Origin of the sequence: Streptomyces genisteinicus (genome assembly GCF_014489615.1) — a bacterium.
In the GTDB taxonomy this organism is placed as follows: domain Bacteria; phylum Actinomycetota; class Actinomycetes; order Streptomycetales; family Streptomycetaceae; genus Streptomyces; species Streptomyces genisteinicus.
Window position 1 is genome coordinate 258450 of the sequence record NZ_CP060825.1, and the last position, 14176, is coordinate 272625.

General features: G+C 72.7%; 15 protein-coding genes. 3 read left to right on the forward strand and 12 right to left on the reverse strand.

The features are described 5' to 3' along the window. Positions 1-6 precede the first annotated feature (6 nt). The gene (locus tag IAG43_RS01180; protein WP_187738877.1) at positions 7-294 is read right to left on the reverse strand and encodes a hypothetical protein; all 288 of its coding nucleotides are present in this window, start codon (positions 292-294) and stop codon (positions 7-9) included. Positions 295-412: 118 nt separating this feature from the next. Continuing rightward, positions 413-658 carry a hypothetical protein gene (locus IAG43_RS01185; RefSeq protein ID WP_187738878.1) on the reverse strand — a complete coding sequence of 82 codons (246 nt, stop codon included), beginning with the start codon at positions 656-658 and terminating at the stop codon, positions 413-415. A gap of 298 nt (positions 659-956) precedes the next feature. Here IAG43_RS01185 and IAG43_RS01190 point away from each other — a divergent pair, with 298 nt between their 5' ends. Next, a complete protein-coding gene (locus IAG43_RS01190; protein WP_187738879.1) occupies positions 957-1301 on the forward strand; it encodes a hypothetical protein in 345 nt (114 codons plus the stop codon). Positions 1302-1421: 120 nt separating this feature from the next. Here the strand turns inward: IAG43_RS01190 and IAG43_RS34310 are convergent, their stop codons facing one another. The 3 genes from IAG43_RS34310 to IAG43_RS01205 form a co-directional block, all read right to left on the reverse strand. After that, a complete protein-coding gene (locus tag IAG43_RS34310) occupies positions 1422-3107 on the reverse strand; it encodes an eCIS core domain-containing protein (RefSeq protein ID WP_246574024.1) in 1686 nt (561 codons plus the stop codon). A gap of 198 nt (positions 3108-3305) precedes the next feature. Further along, positions 3306-4568: a DUF6357 family protein gene (locus IAG43_RS01200; protein ID WP_187738880.1), complete on the reverse strand. Its 1263-nt coding sequence runs from the start codon at positions 4566-4568 to the stop codon at positions 3306-3308. Between the two features lie 93 nt (positions 4569-4661). Next, positions 4662-5324 (reverse strand): hypothetical protein, encoded by a 663-nt coding sequence (locus IAG43_RS01205; RefSeq protein ID WP_187738881.1) that lies wholly within the window; start codon positions 5322-5324, stop codon positions 4662-4664. A gap of 264 nt (positions 5325-5588) precedes the next feature. On the opposite strand from IAG43_RS01205, the gene IAG43_RS01210 reads away from it, so the two are divergent. Then, entirely contained in the window at positions 5589-5762 is a 174-nt protein-coding gene (locus IAG43_RS01210; protein WP_187738882.1) for a hypothetical protein, read from the forward strand. Between the two features lie 97 nt (positions 5763-5859). On the opposite strand, the gene IAG43_RS01215 is transcribed toward IAG43_RS01210, so the two are convergent. From IAG43_RS01215 to IAG43_RS01245, 7 genes are all read right to left on the reverse strand, one after another. Beyond that, on the reverse strand, positions 5860-6585 hold the full coding sequence (locus tag IAG43_RS01215) for a potassium-transporting ATPase subunit C (protein WP_187738883.1): 726 nt from the start codon (positions 6583-6585) through the stop codon (positions 5860-5862). A 2-nt stretch (positions 6586-6587) separates the two neighbouring features. Further along, entirely contained in the window at positions 6588-8732 is a 2145-nt protein-coding gene (gene kdpB, locus IAG43_RS01220) for a potassium-transporting ATPase subunit KdpB (RefSeq protein ID WP_425508558.1), read from the reverse strand. Then, positions 8729-10393 carry a potassium-transporting ATPase subunit KdpA gene (gene kdpA, locus IAG43_RS01225; protein ID WP_187738884.1) on the reverse strand — a complete coding sequence of 555 codons (1665 nt, stop codon included), beginning with the start codon at positions 10391-10393 and terminating at the stop codon, positions 8729-8731. Before kdpA ends, kdpB begins: the two co-directional genes overlap by 4 nt. Positions 10394-10400: 7 nt before the next feature. Continuing rightward, positions 10401-10490 carry a K(+)-transporting ATPase subunit F gene (gene kdpF, locus IAG43_RS01230; RefSeq protein WP_017241935.1) on the reverse strand — a complete coding sequence of 30 codons (90 nt, stop codon included), beginning with the start codon at positions 10488-10490 and terminating at the stop codon, positions 10401-10403. Continuing rightward, the gene (locus IAG43_RS01235; protein ID WP_187738885.1) at positions 10487-10636 is read right to left on the reverse strand and encodes a hypothetical protein; all 150 of its coding nucleotides are present in this window, start codon (positions 10634-10636) and stop codon (positions 10487-10489) included. Before IAG43_RS01235 ends, kdpF (IAG43_RS01230) begins: the two co-directional genes overlap by 4 nt. Before the next feature lie 206 nt (positions 10637-10842). Beyond that, entirely contained in the window at positions 10843-10932 is a 90-nt protein-coding gene (kdpF, locus tag IAG43_RS01240; RefSeq protein ID WP_187738886.1) for a K(+)-transporting ATPase subunit F, read from the reverse strand. 401 nt (positions 10933-11333) lie between these two features. Beyond that, complete coding sequence (locus tag IAG43_RS01245; protein WP_187738887.1) at positions 11334-13199, reverse strand: APC family permease; 1866 nt, start codon at positions 13197-13199, stop codon at positions 11334-11336. Between the two features lie 345 nt (positions 13200-13544). On the opposite strand from IAG43_RS01245, the gene IAG43_RS01250 reads away from it, so the two are divergent. Beyond that, positions 13545-14063 carry a DUF427 domain-containing protein gene (locus tag IAG43_RS01250; protein ID WP_187738888.1) on the forward strand — a complete coding sequence of 173 codons (519 nt, stop codon included), beginning with the start codon at positions 13545-13547 and terminating at the stop codon, positions 14061-14063. Positions 14064-14176: the final 113 nt, after the last annotated feature.

The following is a 14176-nucleotide window of genomic DNA, read 5'->3' on the forward strand; positions in this document are numbered from 1 at the left end:
GCACGGTCAGCGCGTGCGCCGCCGCTCGCGGTACCCGGAGCACCCGCAGTGCTCCGGACGCCACCAGCCCGTCCAGTTGCCGCCGCCGTCGTACCGGTCCCCCGAGCCTCCCGTGGCCACCAGGCACCGCCCGCCCCGCGCGCTGTGCTCGGACGGCCAGTGCCCGCACTCCCCGCACACCGGGCGAGCGGTGTCAGGGACGACGGGGCCGCTGCGCACGATGACCACGAGGGCCGCCACGCCCGCGACGACGACCGCGATCCCGGCCGCACCGACGACCGCCGCCGCGCTCACCGCACGCCTCGCGGGGACCGCGGACGGAGACGGATGCACGGACGGGGGCGGGGACAGGTACGGGGGCGGGGACGCACCGGGCTCGCCCGCCTCACCCGGCTCACCGGACTCGCCGGACTCACCAGAAGCTCTGGCAGGCGCAGACGACGTCGATCCGCCTCTCCGTGGTCCACGTGTCGCCCTCGAAGCCGAAGTGCCGTTCCGTCACGGTGTCCTGGCCGACCGAGGCACGGCAGCGCACACCCGGGTGCGACGACCGGCCGTGGCCGCATCCGTGGCACGTGTCGGTGGTGTTGCGGTGCCAGTTGTCCGGACGGAACCCCCCGCACTCGCAGGAACCGTCCTCGCCGTCGCAGCGCCCCACCGCGTGGAGGGTCCACAGGTGTCCGCACCGGCACGTGACCACGCGCCCGCCCAACGAGCCACCCCCTTCGCCGATGCCGTCCAGCGTAGGGACCGCCGACGACAGCCGAGCGTGCGGCGACGGGCCGCGAGGTGTACGCGGGGAGAAGCGCGTGTGTCCGCACCCACGCGAGGCCTCATGTGTCCGCGGCCGGGGACCGACGCCGCACCGTGATCACGCCGATATCCCGCGGAGCTGGTGCCGGGGACCCGCCGGTGTGAGGGTTGCGGGCGTCCGCCGCCCTCACGTGAGGTCCGCCATGTCCGGTCTGCCGTTCGCCGCGCCCTTCGTGGTGCTGGCATCCCTTCTCTGGTCCCTGCCGGTGTTCCTCTTCCCCCGGCGGCGCCGGGCGGGGGCGGTGGCCGCCGTCTGCCATCTGGCGGTGACAGCGGCGATCACCCGCCCGTGGACCGATGACTGGTACTGGCACGACGGAACGTGGCTGACGCTCGTCTTCGGCCACGGCGCGCTGCTCGCGTGCGGCAGGCTGTGCTTCGAACTCAGCCCGCTGGGCGCCCGCCACCGTGGCAACTCCTCCCGCACGCGCGCCTCCGGCACCGCATCGCTGCCCGACGCGGAGAACCACCCCGCGACGTCCTGGTAGCGCCTCGCCGGCCCGGCCGGGACGGCACACCGGTCACGGCCGGCGCGACGCGGGTCCCGCCCGTCACGACACCGGTACGGCGTACCCGCCACGGCGTACCACCGCCGCCGTGGCGGACCGTCAGTCCACCTCCTCGGTGGACTCGGACGAGCTGCTCTGCGACTGCCGGGCCCGGGCCAGCCGCTCGGCCACCTCCTCGGCGTTTCCGGGTCCCGGCATCAGACCGCGCGCGGGGCCCTGCGCGAGAGGGAGCACACGGCCCCTGCGCTCGGTCGTCCGCTGCTCCTGGTGGCTCTCCAGGCCCTCGGCCGCGGCCCGGGGGGTCGCGACGGCGAGACTCAGCAGGCCCATCGCGCTGAGCAGGTTCGTGGGGATGGCCTTGCCCGTCATCGCCTTCCACACGTCGCCCGCGAAGGTCGTGCAGTTGTGGAGGGTGAAGCTGTAGTTGTCCTGCACCCTGCCGTGGACGAGCTGATAGCCCTTCACGATGTCCCGCAGCGCCACGTTCTTCGACTCGTGGCTCGTGGCACTGCGCCGCGCGGCGAACGGGTCGGGGCAGCGCACACCGCCCGTCACGCTGCCGAGCGACATGTACCCGGGCTCCGTCGGGAAGAAGCCGAAGGAGACCCGCCGCCCGCCGGACCCGGTGACCTCCATCCAGGCATGTCCCTCGGTCGCGTTGCCGTTGGCGAACACGTTGAACGTGACCTTGAGCTTCCTGCCGAGGTCGCCCTCCTCCAGATCCTGCGTCAGCAGGTCGCGCAGCGGGGCCAGGTCGCTGTGCTCGGCCAGGGTGGGAATCGGTTCCCGGGCCGGCAACGCCCGCTCGCGCGCCGGGGGTTGCGCCGGACGCTCCGGCGAATCGGAGTCGGATTCCGGGAGCACACGCCGCATCCGGGGGATGAGCGGCCCCTCCCCCAGCCGGTCGAGCCTGTCGGCGAGATCGCCCATGTCGGGCCCCTGCTCGATCTGGCGCCGGATCTGCTCACGCAGTTCCCGGCGTTCCGGAGAGCTGTCGCTGTCCTGCTCGGGGGCGGAGTTGTCGGCCTCGTACTCCCGGTCGTCCCGGCGGCCGCGCTGGTCCTCCATACGCTGGACGGCCGGGGCCGCGGCGGAGAGCTGCACGGCACCGCCGTGGCCCGGCGCCCCGGGGAGAGCGAGGTCGGGTGCCTCTCCCCTGGCCACCCGCCTGCCGTTGGCGGCGGAGGAGACCTCGAAGGGGTCGCGGGGGCTCGAAACCCTGGCGCCCATGCCGTTGTCCGTGCCCGGCACCGGCCCGAGCGACTGCTGACGGACATGGTCGAGCTCGTGGTACATCGTCTCGTCGTCCGCGCCCTGCGGACCGACGTAGATGTCCGGCCCGCTGGTGTAGGCACTGGCGCCCAGTTCCACCGCCGACTGCTGGGACACGGGGTCGTCATGGACCCGGACGTGGCCGAAGGGCATGCCGTAGGCCTGCTCCGCCGTCCGCTGGATGTGGTGGGACAGCGGACGGCCGGGGGTGCGCTGGGCGTCCGCGAAGGAGGACCGCCGCTGGACGGCCGGCGGTTCCTGCACCCGGCGCTGCACCTCCGCCTCGTGTCCGCAGTGGGGGCCGTGCTCGTGACGCGCACGCTGGACCGCCCGCCTCAGCTCGGGGTTGCCCGCCGTCTCCTGCCGGTCCGCCAGGGAACGCTGGATCATCTGCGTGACCGCCGCGTTCCCCGCCGTCGCGTGCAGGGCCTGCAGCGCGGTCGGGGGCAAGGAGGAGGAACGCCTGTCCGAGGTCTCGTTGCCCGACGAGTCCTTGCCCCTGTGGAGATGCATCCCACCCTTCTACCGACGCGGTCCGCCCGGCGGCAAGGACCTGACGGGCAGACCTCGCGCGGACGCCGGGACCGTACGGGCACGGCCCGGCTGCCCTTCCGGCTCGGGCCCGCGGCTGCCCGGCTCCGGACGTCAGGTCTCCGCCTGGGGCGCGCCTCCGCGCTGCTCCGGACGCCTCCGCGCGGACCGCCGCGGCGACTACCGTGCGCGGCGCCGACGGCGTTCGCGCTCGAACTCGTCCACGTCCCGCATCCAGGGGCCGTGCGGTCCGAGCGCGGCGCAGCCGCCGAGGACGAAGGCGCTCACCAGCGCCCGGTAGCCGTCGATCCCGTCGACCAGGCCGTACTCGACCAGGTACTCCGGCTCCGACCCGCCGGTCCCCGGCCGCACCGTCGTGATCCTGGCGGCGGAGTCCGCGTAGAAGTGGAGCTGGATGCCCTCGCCCATCGCCTCGTCCTCGATGGTGAAGACCTCGTTGTCCCCCGCGGAGCGTTCGCCGACGAAGTCCCAGAAGTCCGCGGTGGCCGTGCGGGGACCGCCCCGGCGCCACTTCCGCTCGACGTCCTTGTCGTCTGTGAACGACAGCGCCGTCTTCCGCGCGCTCCCGTCGTCGCCGGGGCGGTCGCCGCCGGCTTCCTCGTCGTCCTGGGCTGCTGTCCTCCTGGAGCGCTCAGCGGTCTCCACGCACATCAGGAAGCTCACGGTGCGCACCGCGTCGTCGACCAGCCCGGGGTGGGCACGGCGTACCGCCTCCTCGACCGCCGTCTCCGTCCGCTTCCAGGCGCGCTTGTCCGTGGCGCGCTTCCCCCGTCGCGGGTCGGTGCCGATCCGCATCCCGGCGGATGCCTGCTCCGCGGTGGCGATCACGCGCATCACCTGGGGCAGGAGTGCCGGATCGACGGCGTCCGGGAGCCGTTTCGGAACGGTCGCCCCGTGCAGATAGCGGCCCGTGTAGTGCAGAAGCGCGGCGTCGAGCGGGCCGAGGACGGTTCCGCGGCGGGCGCGGCGGCGGTCCGCGTGGTCCTTCTGGGCGCGCTGCTGGTCCGGTGTCTCGGTCGCCGCCTGCATCGCCGCGCAGACCTGACCGCGGTCGAGCAGCTCGATCCGGGCGCCGTGGGCGACGAGTCGGCTCCGGTCCCACCGGATGCCGCCGAAGAGCGCGTCGACGTCGGCGGGCGGGGAGAGGAGGACCGGGTCGAGGAGTGCGACGGCGGCGCCCTCGTCCAGCGCGCCGCGGGTTCCCGCGTCGTCGCACAGGGGCAGGACCGCGCTCCACAGCAGCAGATGACGGGCCAGGTCCTCCCGGATGACCGCGAGGTGGGCCTCCGTGATCGGGAACGTGAACGTGCGGGGCTCGTGGTTGGCGTCGGCGCCGGCGCCGAGCATCAGCTTCAGCACGCCGTCCTCGCTGACCACATTCGGGATCCAGCCGCTGCGACGGGTGAAGACGGTGTCTCTCATGGGCTCAGGTTTCTCTGGGGCGGCGCCGGGCGGGCCCGGCGGATCCTCGGCGGGTGGCACGGCGACGAGGCGGTGCCGCCGCGCGCCGGTCGTTCACGCCCACCGGGCGCACGCGCCGGCGAGCCGCGGGTCGGCGAGCACCCAGACCTCGCCGTCGGCGGCCCCGGCCGGGGCGCCCACCCGTTCGATGCCGAGGAACGCGATCAGCGCCAGCAGTTCGGCCCGTTCGGCGCGGTCGTCGTCGAGGCCGTCCCCGTCGAAGAAGACGTAGAACCGGTCGCTGGGGTCCACGATGCCCGAATCCCCCCAGATCCGGGCCACTTCCTCGAACGCCGTCGCCTCCGTCGTGAACGCGGCGGCCCGCGCGGCACCGCGGGCCTCGGGTGACGCGTCGAGGTCGGCGGGGTCCGGGAACCACTGGCCGAAGTGGTCGAGGCCCGCGTAGCCGTTCTCGAAGAACAGCATGGCGCCCGGGAGGTACCGGTTGCGCCGGTCCACCCGGAGGTGTTCCGAGCGGGGCGGGTCGCCGTCCGCGATCCGGGAGATCATCCCCTGCCCCGGCGAGAGCACGAGGCTCTGCCCCGCCCGCTCGTCGCGGATGGTGCAGGTGCCGGAGTCCCGGTCCCGGTCCCGGAAGAACGCGGAGAACGCCGTGTACGCCTCCTGCGGATCTCCCGCGGACACCTCGTGTCCGCCGTCGCCGTCGCCGGCGGTGAAGACGAACCGCCGCGGGGCGGGATCGTAGGGGCGGGCCATGTGCGTCCTTCGTTCACGTGGGAGGGCCGCCCCACCCTAGCCGCACCGCGTCGGAGGCAATCCGCCGCACCTGCCCCGCGAGCAGCGGCGGCGGCGAGCCGGTCACACGGCAGGGCCGCCCGCGGTCCCGGGAACGGACGGCGTCAGCCCGTCCCGCCGCTCTCACGCGGTCGCGCGCCGCCGTGCCCGGGGCCGGCGTCAGGATCGTGCAAGGAAACGCGGCGTGCGGTGGCACTCCCGGCAGACGGGCGGGAGGCTGCATGCATGACGTCCGTATGGCGGCCCGACCGCGGCATCCGGCGCATCGTCGTCGCGTTCGCGGGGACCGCCGCGGTCCTCATCACCGTCGGCGCGGCCTCCGGCAGCATCCTGATGCTCGGACTCGGCGTCTGGGGCGCGATCGCCGCCTGCGCGCTGGAGTTGGTCTACCGGCCCTGAGACCGGGTCGGTGGTGGACGCCCGGCCGGGTGCCCGCCGCCGACCCGGCCGCGGACACCCGGCGGGGGCGTCCCGGTGGTCCCGGCCGCCCGGCCCGTCAGCCCTTCTCCACCAGAGCCTTGAGGGCGATGTTGAGTGCGAGGACGTTCACGCGGGGTTCGCCGATGAAGCCGAGGACGCGGTCGTCGGTGTGGTCGGCGACGAGCTGGTCGACCTGGGCGACGGTGAGGCCGTTCTTCTGCGCGACCCGGTGGACCTGGAGCTGCGCGTACTCCGGGGAGATGTGCGGGTCCAGGCCGGAGCCGGAGGAGGTGACGGCGTCGGCGGGCACGTCGGACGGCTTCACCGTGTGGCCGGGGACGGAGTTGTCCTCGACGACGGCTGCCTTCGCGTCGGTGACCTGGGCGCAGAGGGTGCCCTCTTCGGGCTTCGCCGGGCAGTACTGCTGCCCGTCCTCTCCGGTTTCCGCACCGTCGTCGCCGGAGCGGTTGGTGGCGCCGGACAGGATGATCGAGTACTGGGTGTTGACGCTGTTGGTGCCCAGGCCGTTGGAGGGGCGGGGCTGGAACCAGCGCAGGTCGGGCGCGGGGGTCTCCTCGCCGTCCTTCAGCGGGAGGTCGTAGCGCTGGCCGATGAGCTCCGAGCCGACGACCTTCCCGTTCGCGTCCTCGATCTCGGACCCGTTCGCCTTGCCGGGGAAGGCGACCTGGGCGACGCCGGTGACGGCGAGCGGGTAGAGCACGCCGCACAGGACGGTGAGGACGAGCAGTGCCCGCAGGCCCGCCCACAGGACACGGCCCGTGTTTGCTGCCGAGTTGTTCATGATCAGCCGATTCCGGGGATGAGGGAGAGGAGCAGGTCGATGATCTTGATGCCGGCGAACGGGGCGACGAGGCCGCCGATCCCGTAGACGGCGAGGTTGCGGCGGAGCATCCGGTCCGCGCTGGTGGGCCGGTAGCGCACGCCCTTGAGGGCGAGCGGCACCAGGGCGACGATGACCAGCGCGTTGAAGATCACCGCGGAGAGGATGGCGGACTCGGGCGAGGCGAGGCCCATGATGTTGAGCTTGTCGAGGCTCGGGTAGGCGACCGCGAACATGGCGGGGATGATCGCGAAGTACTTCGCGACGTCGTTGGCGATGGAGAACGTGGTCAGGGCACCCCGGGTGATGAGGAGCTGCTTGCCGATCTCGACGATCTCGATGAGTTTGGTCGGGTTGGAGTCGAGGTCGACCATGTTCCCGGCTTCCTTGGCCGCCGAGGTGCCGGTGTTCATCGCGACGCCGACGTCGGCCTGGGCGAGTGCCGGTGCGTCGTTGGTGCCGTCGCCGGTCATCGCGACGAGCTTCCCGCCCGCCTGCTCGCGCTTGATGAGGGCCATCTTGTCCTCGGGGGTGGCCTCGGCGAGGAAGTCGTCGACACCCGCCTCCTCGGCGATGGCCTTGGCGGTCAGCGGGTTGTCACCCGTGATCATGACCGTGCGGATGCCCATGCGGCGCAGTTCGTCGAACCGCTCCCGCATGCCTTCCTTGACGACGTCCTTGAGGTGGACGACGCCGAGGACGCGGGCGCCCCTGTCGTCGGCCACGGCGACCAGCAGCGGGGTGCCGCCGGCCGCGGCGATCCGGTCGGTGAGCTCCTGGGCCTCGGCACCGGCACGGCCGCCCTGCTCCTCGACCCAGGCGACGACCGAGCCGGTCGCACCCTTGCGGGTCCGCCTGCCGTCCACGTCCACGCCCGACATCCGGGTCTGCGCGGTGAAGGCGATCCATTCGGCGTTCACGAGTTCGCCCTGGTGGCGCTCCCGCAGCCCGTACGCCGTCTTCGCGAGGACGACGATGGAGCGCCCCTCGGGCGTCTCGTCGGCGAGCGAGGAGAGCTGTGCCGCGTCGGCGAGTTCGGCCGCCGTGGTCCCGCGGACGGGGACGAACTCGGCGGCCTGGCGGTTGCCGAGGGTGATGGTGCCGGTCTTGTCGAGCAGGAGGGTCGACACGTCGCCCGCCGCCTCGACCGCGCGGCCCGACATCGCGAGGACGTTGCGCTGGACGAGCCGGTCCATGCCCGCGATGCCGATCGCGGAGAGCAGCGCGCCGATCGTCGTCGGGATCAGGCAGACCAGGAGCGCGGTGAGGACGATGAGCGAGGTCTGGTCGTCCGCGCCGGCGTAGATCGCGAAGGGCTTCAGGGTGACGACCGCGAGCAGGAAGACGACGGTCAGCGAGGCGAGGAGGATGTTGAGGGCGATCTCGTTCGGCGTCTTCTGCCGGGCGGCGCCCTCGACGAGGCTGATCATGCGGTCGATGAAGGTCTCGCCCGGCTTCGTGGTGATGCGGACGACGATCCGGTCGGAGAGCACCTTGGTGCCGCCGGTGACGGCGGAGCGGTCGCCGCCGGACTCCCGGATGACGGGCGCCGACTCGCCGGTGATCGCGGACTCGTCGACGCTCGCGACGCCCTCGACGACGTCGCCGTCGCCGGGGATGACGTCACCGGCCTCGCAGACGACGAGGTCGCCGATGCGCAGGTCGGTGCCCGGCACCCGCTCCTCGGAGCCGTCCCGGGCCACGCGGCGGGCGACGGTGTCGGTCTTGGCCTTGCGCAGGGTCTCGGCCTGGGCCTTGCCGCGACCCTCGGCGACCGCCTCCGCGAGGTTGGCGAAGATCGTGGTCAGCCAGAGCCAGGCGGTGATCGCCCAGCCGAACCAGTCCCCCGGGTCGAGGGCGGCGAGGACGGTGGTGACCACGGAGCCGACCAGGACCACGAACATCACGGGCGACGTGATCATCACGCGCGGGTCGAGCTTGCGCAGCGCGTCCGGGAGGGACCTGACCAGCTGCTTCGGGTCGAAGAGACCGCCGCCCACCCGGCCGGGCGACGGATCTCCCCCGGCCGGGCCGCCGTGCGGCGCCGTTGTGGCAGGGGCGGAGGCGGACATCGTGTCCTCGTGCTTCTCTCGGTGGTCGATGGTCATGCCGCGAGCCCTTCGGCGAGCGGTCCCAGCGCGAGTGCCGGGAAGTAGGTGAGACCGGTGATGATCATGATGGTGCCGACGAGCAGGCCCGTGAACAGGGGCTTCTCGGTCCGCAGGGTGCCCGCGGTCTCCGGGACGGGCTTCTGCTCCGCGAGCGAACCCGCCAGCGCGAGGACGAACACCATGGGCAGGAACCGGCCGAGCAGCATGGCGATGCCGATCGTCGAGTTGAACCACTGGGTGTCCGCGTTGAGGCCGGCGAACGCGGAGCCGTTGTTGTTCGCGCCGGAGGTGTAGGCGTAGAGGATCTCGGAGAACCCGTGCGCGCCGGAGTTGGTCATCGAGTTCGCCGGGGTGTCCAGCACGAAGGAGGCGGCCGTGAAGCCGAGGACGAGCGCCGGGGTGACCAGGATGTAGCAGGCCGCGAGCTTGATCTCGCGGGTGCCGATCTTCTTGCCCAGGTACTCGGGGGTGCGGCCGACCATCAGTCCGGCGATGAACACGGCGATGATCGCCATGATCAGCATGCCGTAGAGGCCGGAGCCGACGCCGCCGGGCGCGATCTCGCCGAGCTGCATGCCCAGCAGGTTGATGCCGCCGCCGAAGCCGGTGTTGGAGGAGTGGAAGGAGTTCACCGCGCCGGTCGAGGTCAGTGTCGTGGCGACGGAGAAGATCGCGGAGGCGCCGATTCCGAACCGGGTCTCCTTGCCCTCCATCGCGCCGCCCGCGAGCTCGAACGCCGGTCCGCGGCCCGCGAATTCGGTCCACAACATCAGCGCGGTGAACGCGAGCCAGATCGCGGCCATGGTGCCGAGGATCGCGTAGCCCTGCTTCAGCGAGCCGACCATCCGGCCGAAGGTCCGGGTCAGCGCGAAGGGGATGACCAGGATCAGGAAGATCTCGAAGAGGTTCGACAGCCCGTTGGGGTTCTCGAAGGGGTGGGCCGAGTTGGCGTTGAAGTAGCCGCCGCCGTTGGTGCCCAGCTCCTTGATGACCTCCTGCGAGGCGACCGCGCCGCCGTTCCACTGCTGCGTGCCGCCGGTGAACTGGCCGACCTCGTGGATGCCGGAGAAGTTCTGGATCGCGCCGCAGGCGACCAGGACCAGCGCGCCGACGACGGAGATCGGCAGCAGGATCCGGACGACGCCGCGCACCAGGTCGGCCCAGAAGTTGCCCAGCTCGCCGGTACGGGACCGGGCGAAGCCGCGGACGAGTGCCACCGCGACCGCGATGCCCACCGCGGCCGACACGAAGTTCTGCACCGCGAGACCGCCGGTCTGCACGACGTGGCCCATGGCCTGCTCGCCGTAGTACGACTGCCAGTTGGTGTTCGCGACGAAGGACGCGGCGGTGTTGAACGCCTGGTCCGGGTCGATCGACGCGAACCCGAGCGAGCCGGGCAGACTGCCCTGGAGCCGCTGCAGACCGTAGAGGAACAGCACGCCCGCCGCGGAGAAGGCGAGGACACCGCGCAGATAGGCGGGCCAGCGCATCTCGGCGGACGGATTCGCACCGATCGCCTTGTAGATCCACTTCTCGGGGCGGTAGTGCTTCTCCGAGGAGTAGACGCGCGCCATGTAGTCGCCGAGCGGCCGGTACGACAGACCGAGGGCGGCGACGAGCGCAAGAAGCTGGAGGATCCCAGCCGGAACAGGACTCATCTCGGGCTCAGAACCTCTCCGGCTTGACCAGCGCGAGGACCAGATACCCCAGCAGGGCGACGGCGACGAGCAGGCCGACCACGTTCTCGGCACTCACAGCTTCGCCACCCCCTTGGCGATGAACGCCACCAGCGCGAAGACCGCGACCGTGGTGACGACGAAGGCCAGATCGGCCATCGTGAACTCCCGAATGAAGGACGAGCGGATTGTCTGACGGATTGAGCAAACATCCTTTTCAGCCATCCGCTGCCTTCGTTGACGCCGCCCTGACGTCCCCGGCCCCGCTGTTGACGCATCCCCTACGCGGCGCGCTCGCAGGCCGCGGGCGGGGGGGTGCCCGGAGCCTCTGAGCGCGCCGCACGCACCCCGTGCCGGGCGCGGCCGCGCGACCGTGCCGCGACGTCCCGCCGCCCGTCGGGACTTCAGGACGTCCGGGCATCCGGCACCGGTCAGAACTTCTCCGGACGGATCAGCGCGGCGACGAGGTAGCCGACGAGACTGACGGCGACGAGGATTCCGACCACGTTCTCGATGCTCATGGTGAACCGACTCCCTGTGACACACGGGTGGGTGAGGGCGGTCCGGTTGCCCGGTCGCCTGCCGCCATGGAAGCCCGCCGCGCGCCGCCGCTCCCTCACCTTGACGTCATCCTGTCGCCGGTACCGCGGACGCTGACACGGCATTGACGGCTCGCGTACACAGGGCTCACGCGGTGGGACGCACACGACGGCGCACGGGACGGGGTGCCTGCGGCGCCGGGGACGGGGCGAACGGCTCCGGCCCGTGGCCGCCATGCGGTGGCCACGGGCCGGAGCGTGCCTCGTTCCGGGACGGTCGCGCGCTCGCGCCGGGGCGGTGACGTCCGGCCACGCCACCGCACCGGAGGTCCTCGCCGTGATCACGTCCCGCGCGGGCAGGCACGGGGGTCACCGCCGCAGGCTCAGGGGGAACCGATCCGGAAGCGCAGCCGGCAGACCGCGGCGTCGGTGTCCCGGCGCACGGCATGCGCCACCACCGCGCCGCGCTGGTTCTGGAGCAGGCGCTGCCAGAGGTGATCGGGTTCGACCTCGGGGATGAGAACGGTGATCCGGGTGCCCGGCTCGGTCGCGCGCAGCTTCTGCACGTAGCCGGTGATCGGCCTGCCGAGGGCCCGCCTCTCGGAGGGGATGCGGACGAGCGGCACGCCCGGATCCCAGAGCGCCCAGTCGCGCTCCAGGGCTTCGCCGGCGGCCAGGTCCTCGGTGTCGCCGTGGCAGACGGTGACGGCACGCACGTCGTCGCCGAGGGAGACCGCGGCGGTGAGGGCTTCGCTGGTCAGCCGCGTCAGCGAGGAGACGGGGACGAGGACGAGGGAGCGCTCGCGGTGCGGCGGCTCGGGGATGCGGCCGATGCCGAGGCGCTCGCCGATTCCGGCGTACGCGCGGTGGACGGCCTCGAAGAGGAGGACCAGCAGGGGAAGCGCGACGACGATCAGCCAGGCTCCCTCGTGGAACTTGGTGACCGTGACGACGATCGCGGAGACACCCGTCAGGAGCGCGCCGAGGCCGTTGAGGGCGGCTTTCGCGGCCCACCGCGGGCCTCGCTCCCGGCACCAGTGGAGGACCATCCCGGTCTGGGCGATGGTGAAGCCCACGAACACACCGATCGCGAAGAGGGGGACGAGGGTGTTGGTGTCCCCGCCGGAGAAGAGCAGCAGGGCCGCCGACACGACGGCGAGCCACAGCACGCCGTGCCGGTGCACCTGGCGGTCGGCCCTGAGGCCGAAGACGTGCGGCAGGTAGTTGTCGCGGGCGAGCAGTTTCAGCAGGACGGGCAGACCGCCGAAGGAGGTGTTGGCGGAGAGCGCGAGCAGGATCATGGTGGCGAACTGCACCAGGTAGAAGGCCCAGTTGTGGCCGAGAGAGGCGTCGGCGAGCTGGGCCAGGACGGTGACGCCCTCGACCGGCTGGAGCCCGAAGCGGGAGATCAGCACGGCCAGACCGATGAGCATCACGCCGAGCAGTGCGCCGAGCGCGGCTTCCGCGCGCATCGCCCGGCGGGCGGCCGGGGCCCGGAAGGAGGGCACGGCGTTCGCTATCGCCTCGACGCCGGTGAGGGCGGAGCAGCCCGAGGCGAAGGCCTTCAGCAGAAGCAGGGCTCCGACCGTGGTGGCGTCGTCGGCGAGGGCGGAGGCGTGCCCGGCGGACGCGGCGGTGGAGACGGGCCCGTCGCGGAACAGCCCCACGAGGATCAGGACCAGGATCGCGCCGACGAAGACGGCGGTCGGCACGATGAACGCGCGGGCCGAGTCGGCGATCCCCCGCATGTTCACGGCGGAGACGAGGGCCAGCACACCGAGACACAGCGCCAGACGGTGGTCGTGGAGGTCCGGAAAGGCGGACGTGAGGGCGGCGACGCCGGCGGTGACGGCGACGGCCACGTTGAGGACGTAGTCCAGGACGAGCGAGGCGGCGGCCACCAGGCTGGTCCGGCGGCCGAGGCGGGCCCTGGCCACGGCGTAGGAGCCGCCGCCGTCCGGGAACGCCGCGATGACCTGGCGGTACGAGGCGACGAGGACGGCGAGGAGACCCGCGATGGCCAGGGTGACCGGCAGGGTGAAGCCGAGCCCGTGGCCCCCGGCGGCCGCCAGCACGAGGACGATCGCCTCAGGCCCGTACGCCACGGACGCCATGGCGTCCAGCGACAGGGCGGCCAGGCCGGTGACCGCCGTCAGCCGGTGCCTGCTCCCGCTGTCGGGGGGCTCGGCCCCGGGGTCGGTGCCGGGGTCGGCACCCTTCTCTGCGGCCGGAGCGGTCGGAACGGTCATGCGGACGGGTCCCTTCACTGGTGGAGGCTCCGCTCAGCGTGAGCCTCCGGTGAGGGAGTCCTGCGGCTCCTGGCGTGTTCTTGGCGTCGGCGGGCGCTTCCCTCACACGCCTTTGACGCCCGGTGACACCGGGTGAGCGGGTCGGCACACCACGGCGGTACGCGTCCGCCTCCGCAGCTGCTCCCGCGTCCCCGCCCGCACCCTGGCCTGCGGCTCGCGCGTCGCACCGCTCCCGGCGAGCCGCCGCGGCCGCACCGTCACCGGTCGCCGTTGCATCCGCGCGCCGGGACGCGGAGGAACACGTGGCAGAACCCTTCGGACGAGAGCCAGGGCACAGGAGCCGCGATGGACACCGACGACGTGTACGACCGCCCCGACGGGCGAGAGCGATCCGGCACCCGGCCGCCGGAGTCGGTGTGGGACTACCCCCGGCCTCCTGAGCTGGTGGCGGACGACCGGCACGTGCAGGTCCTCCTGGGTTCCCGGCTCGTGGCGGACACCCGCGCGAGCCTGCGGGTCCTCGAGACGAGCCACCCGCCCGTCTTCTACGTGCCGCCGGGCGATGTGCGGGCGGAGTTCCTGCGCGCACGTCCGGGCAGCACCCACTGCGAGTGGAAGGGTAGGGCGTCGTACTGGGACGTCGTCGCCGGCGACCTCACGGCCGTCCGGGCCGCGTGGAGCTACGAGCAGCCCCTCGCTCCCTACACGGCCCTCCGCGGTCACCTGGCCTTCTACCCGTCCGCGCTCCGCTGCACGGTCGACGGCGAGGCGGTGGCGGCTCAGGAGGGCGACTTCTACGGCGGGTGGATCACCCCCGAGATCCAGGGACCTTTCAAGGGCGGCCCCGGTACGTGGGGGTGGTGATCCGCGCGCAGCGACCGGGGACCTGCGGGCGACGGACCCGGTGGCGGCCGGGCGCAGGGCTGCCGCAACGGGGCCCGGACCGGGCGGACGGCCCCTCGGCCGGAGCCCGCTGC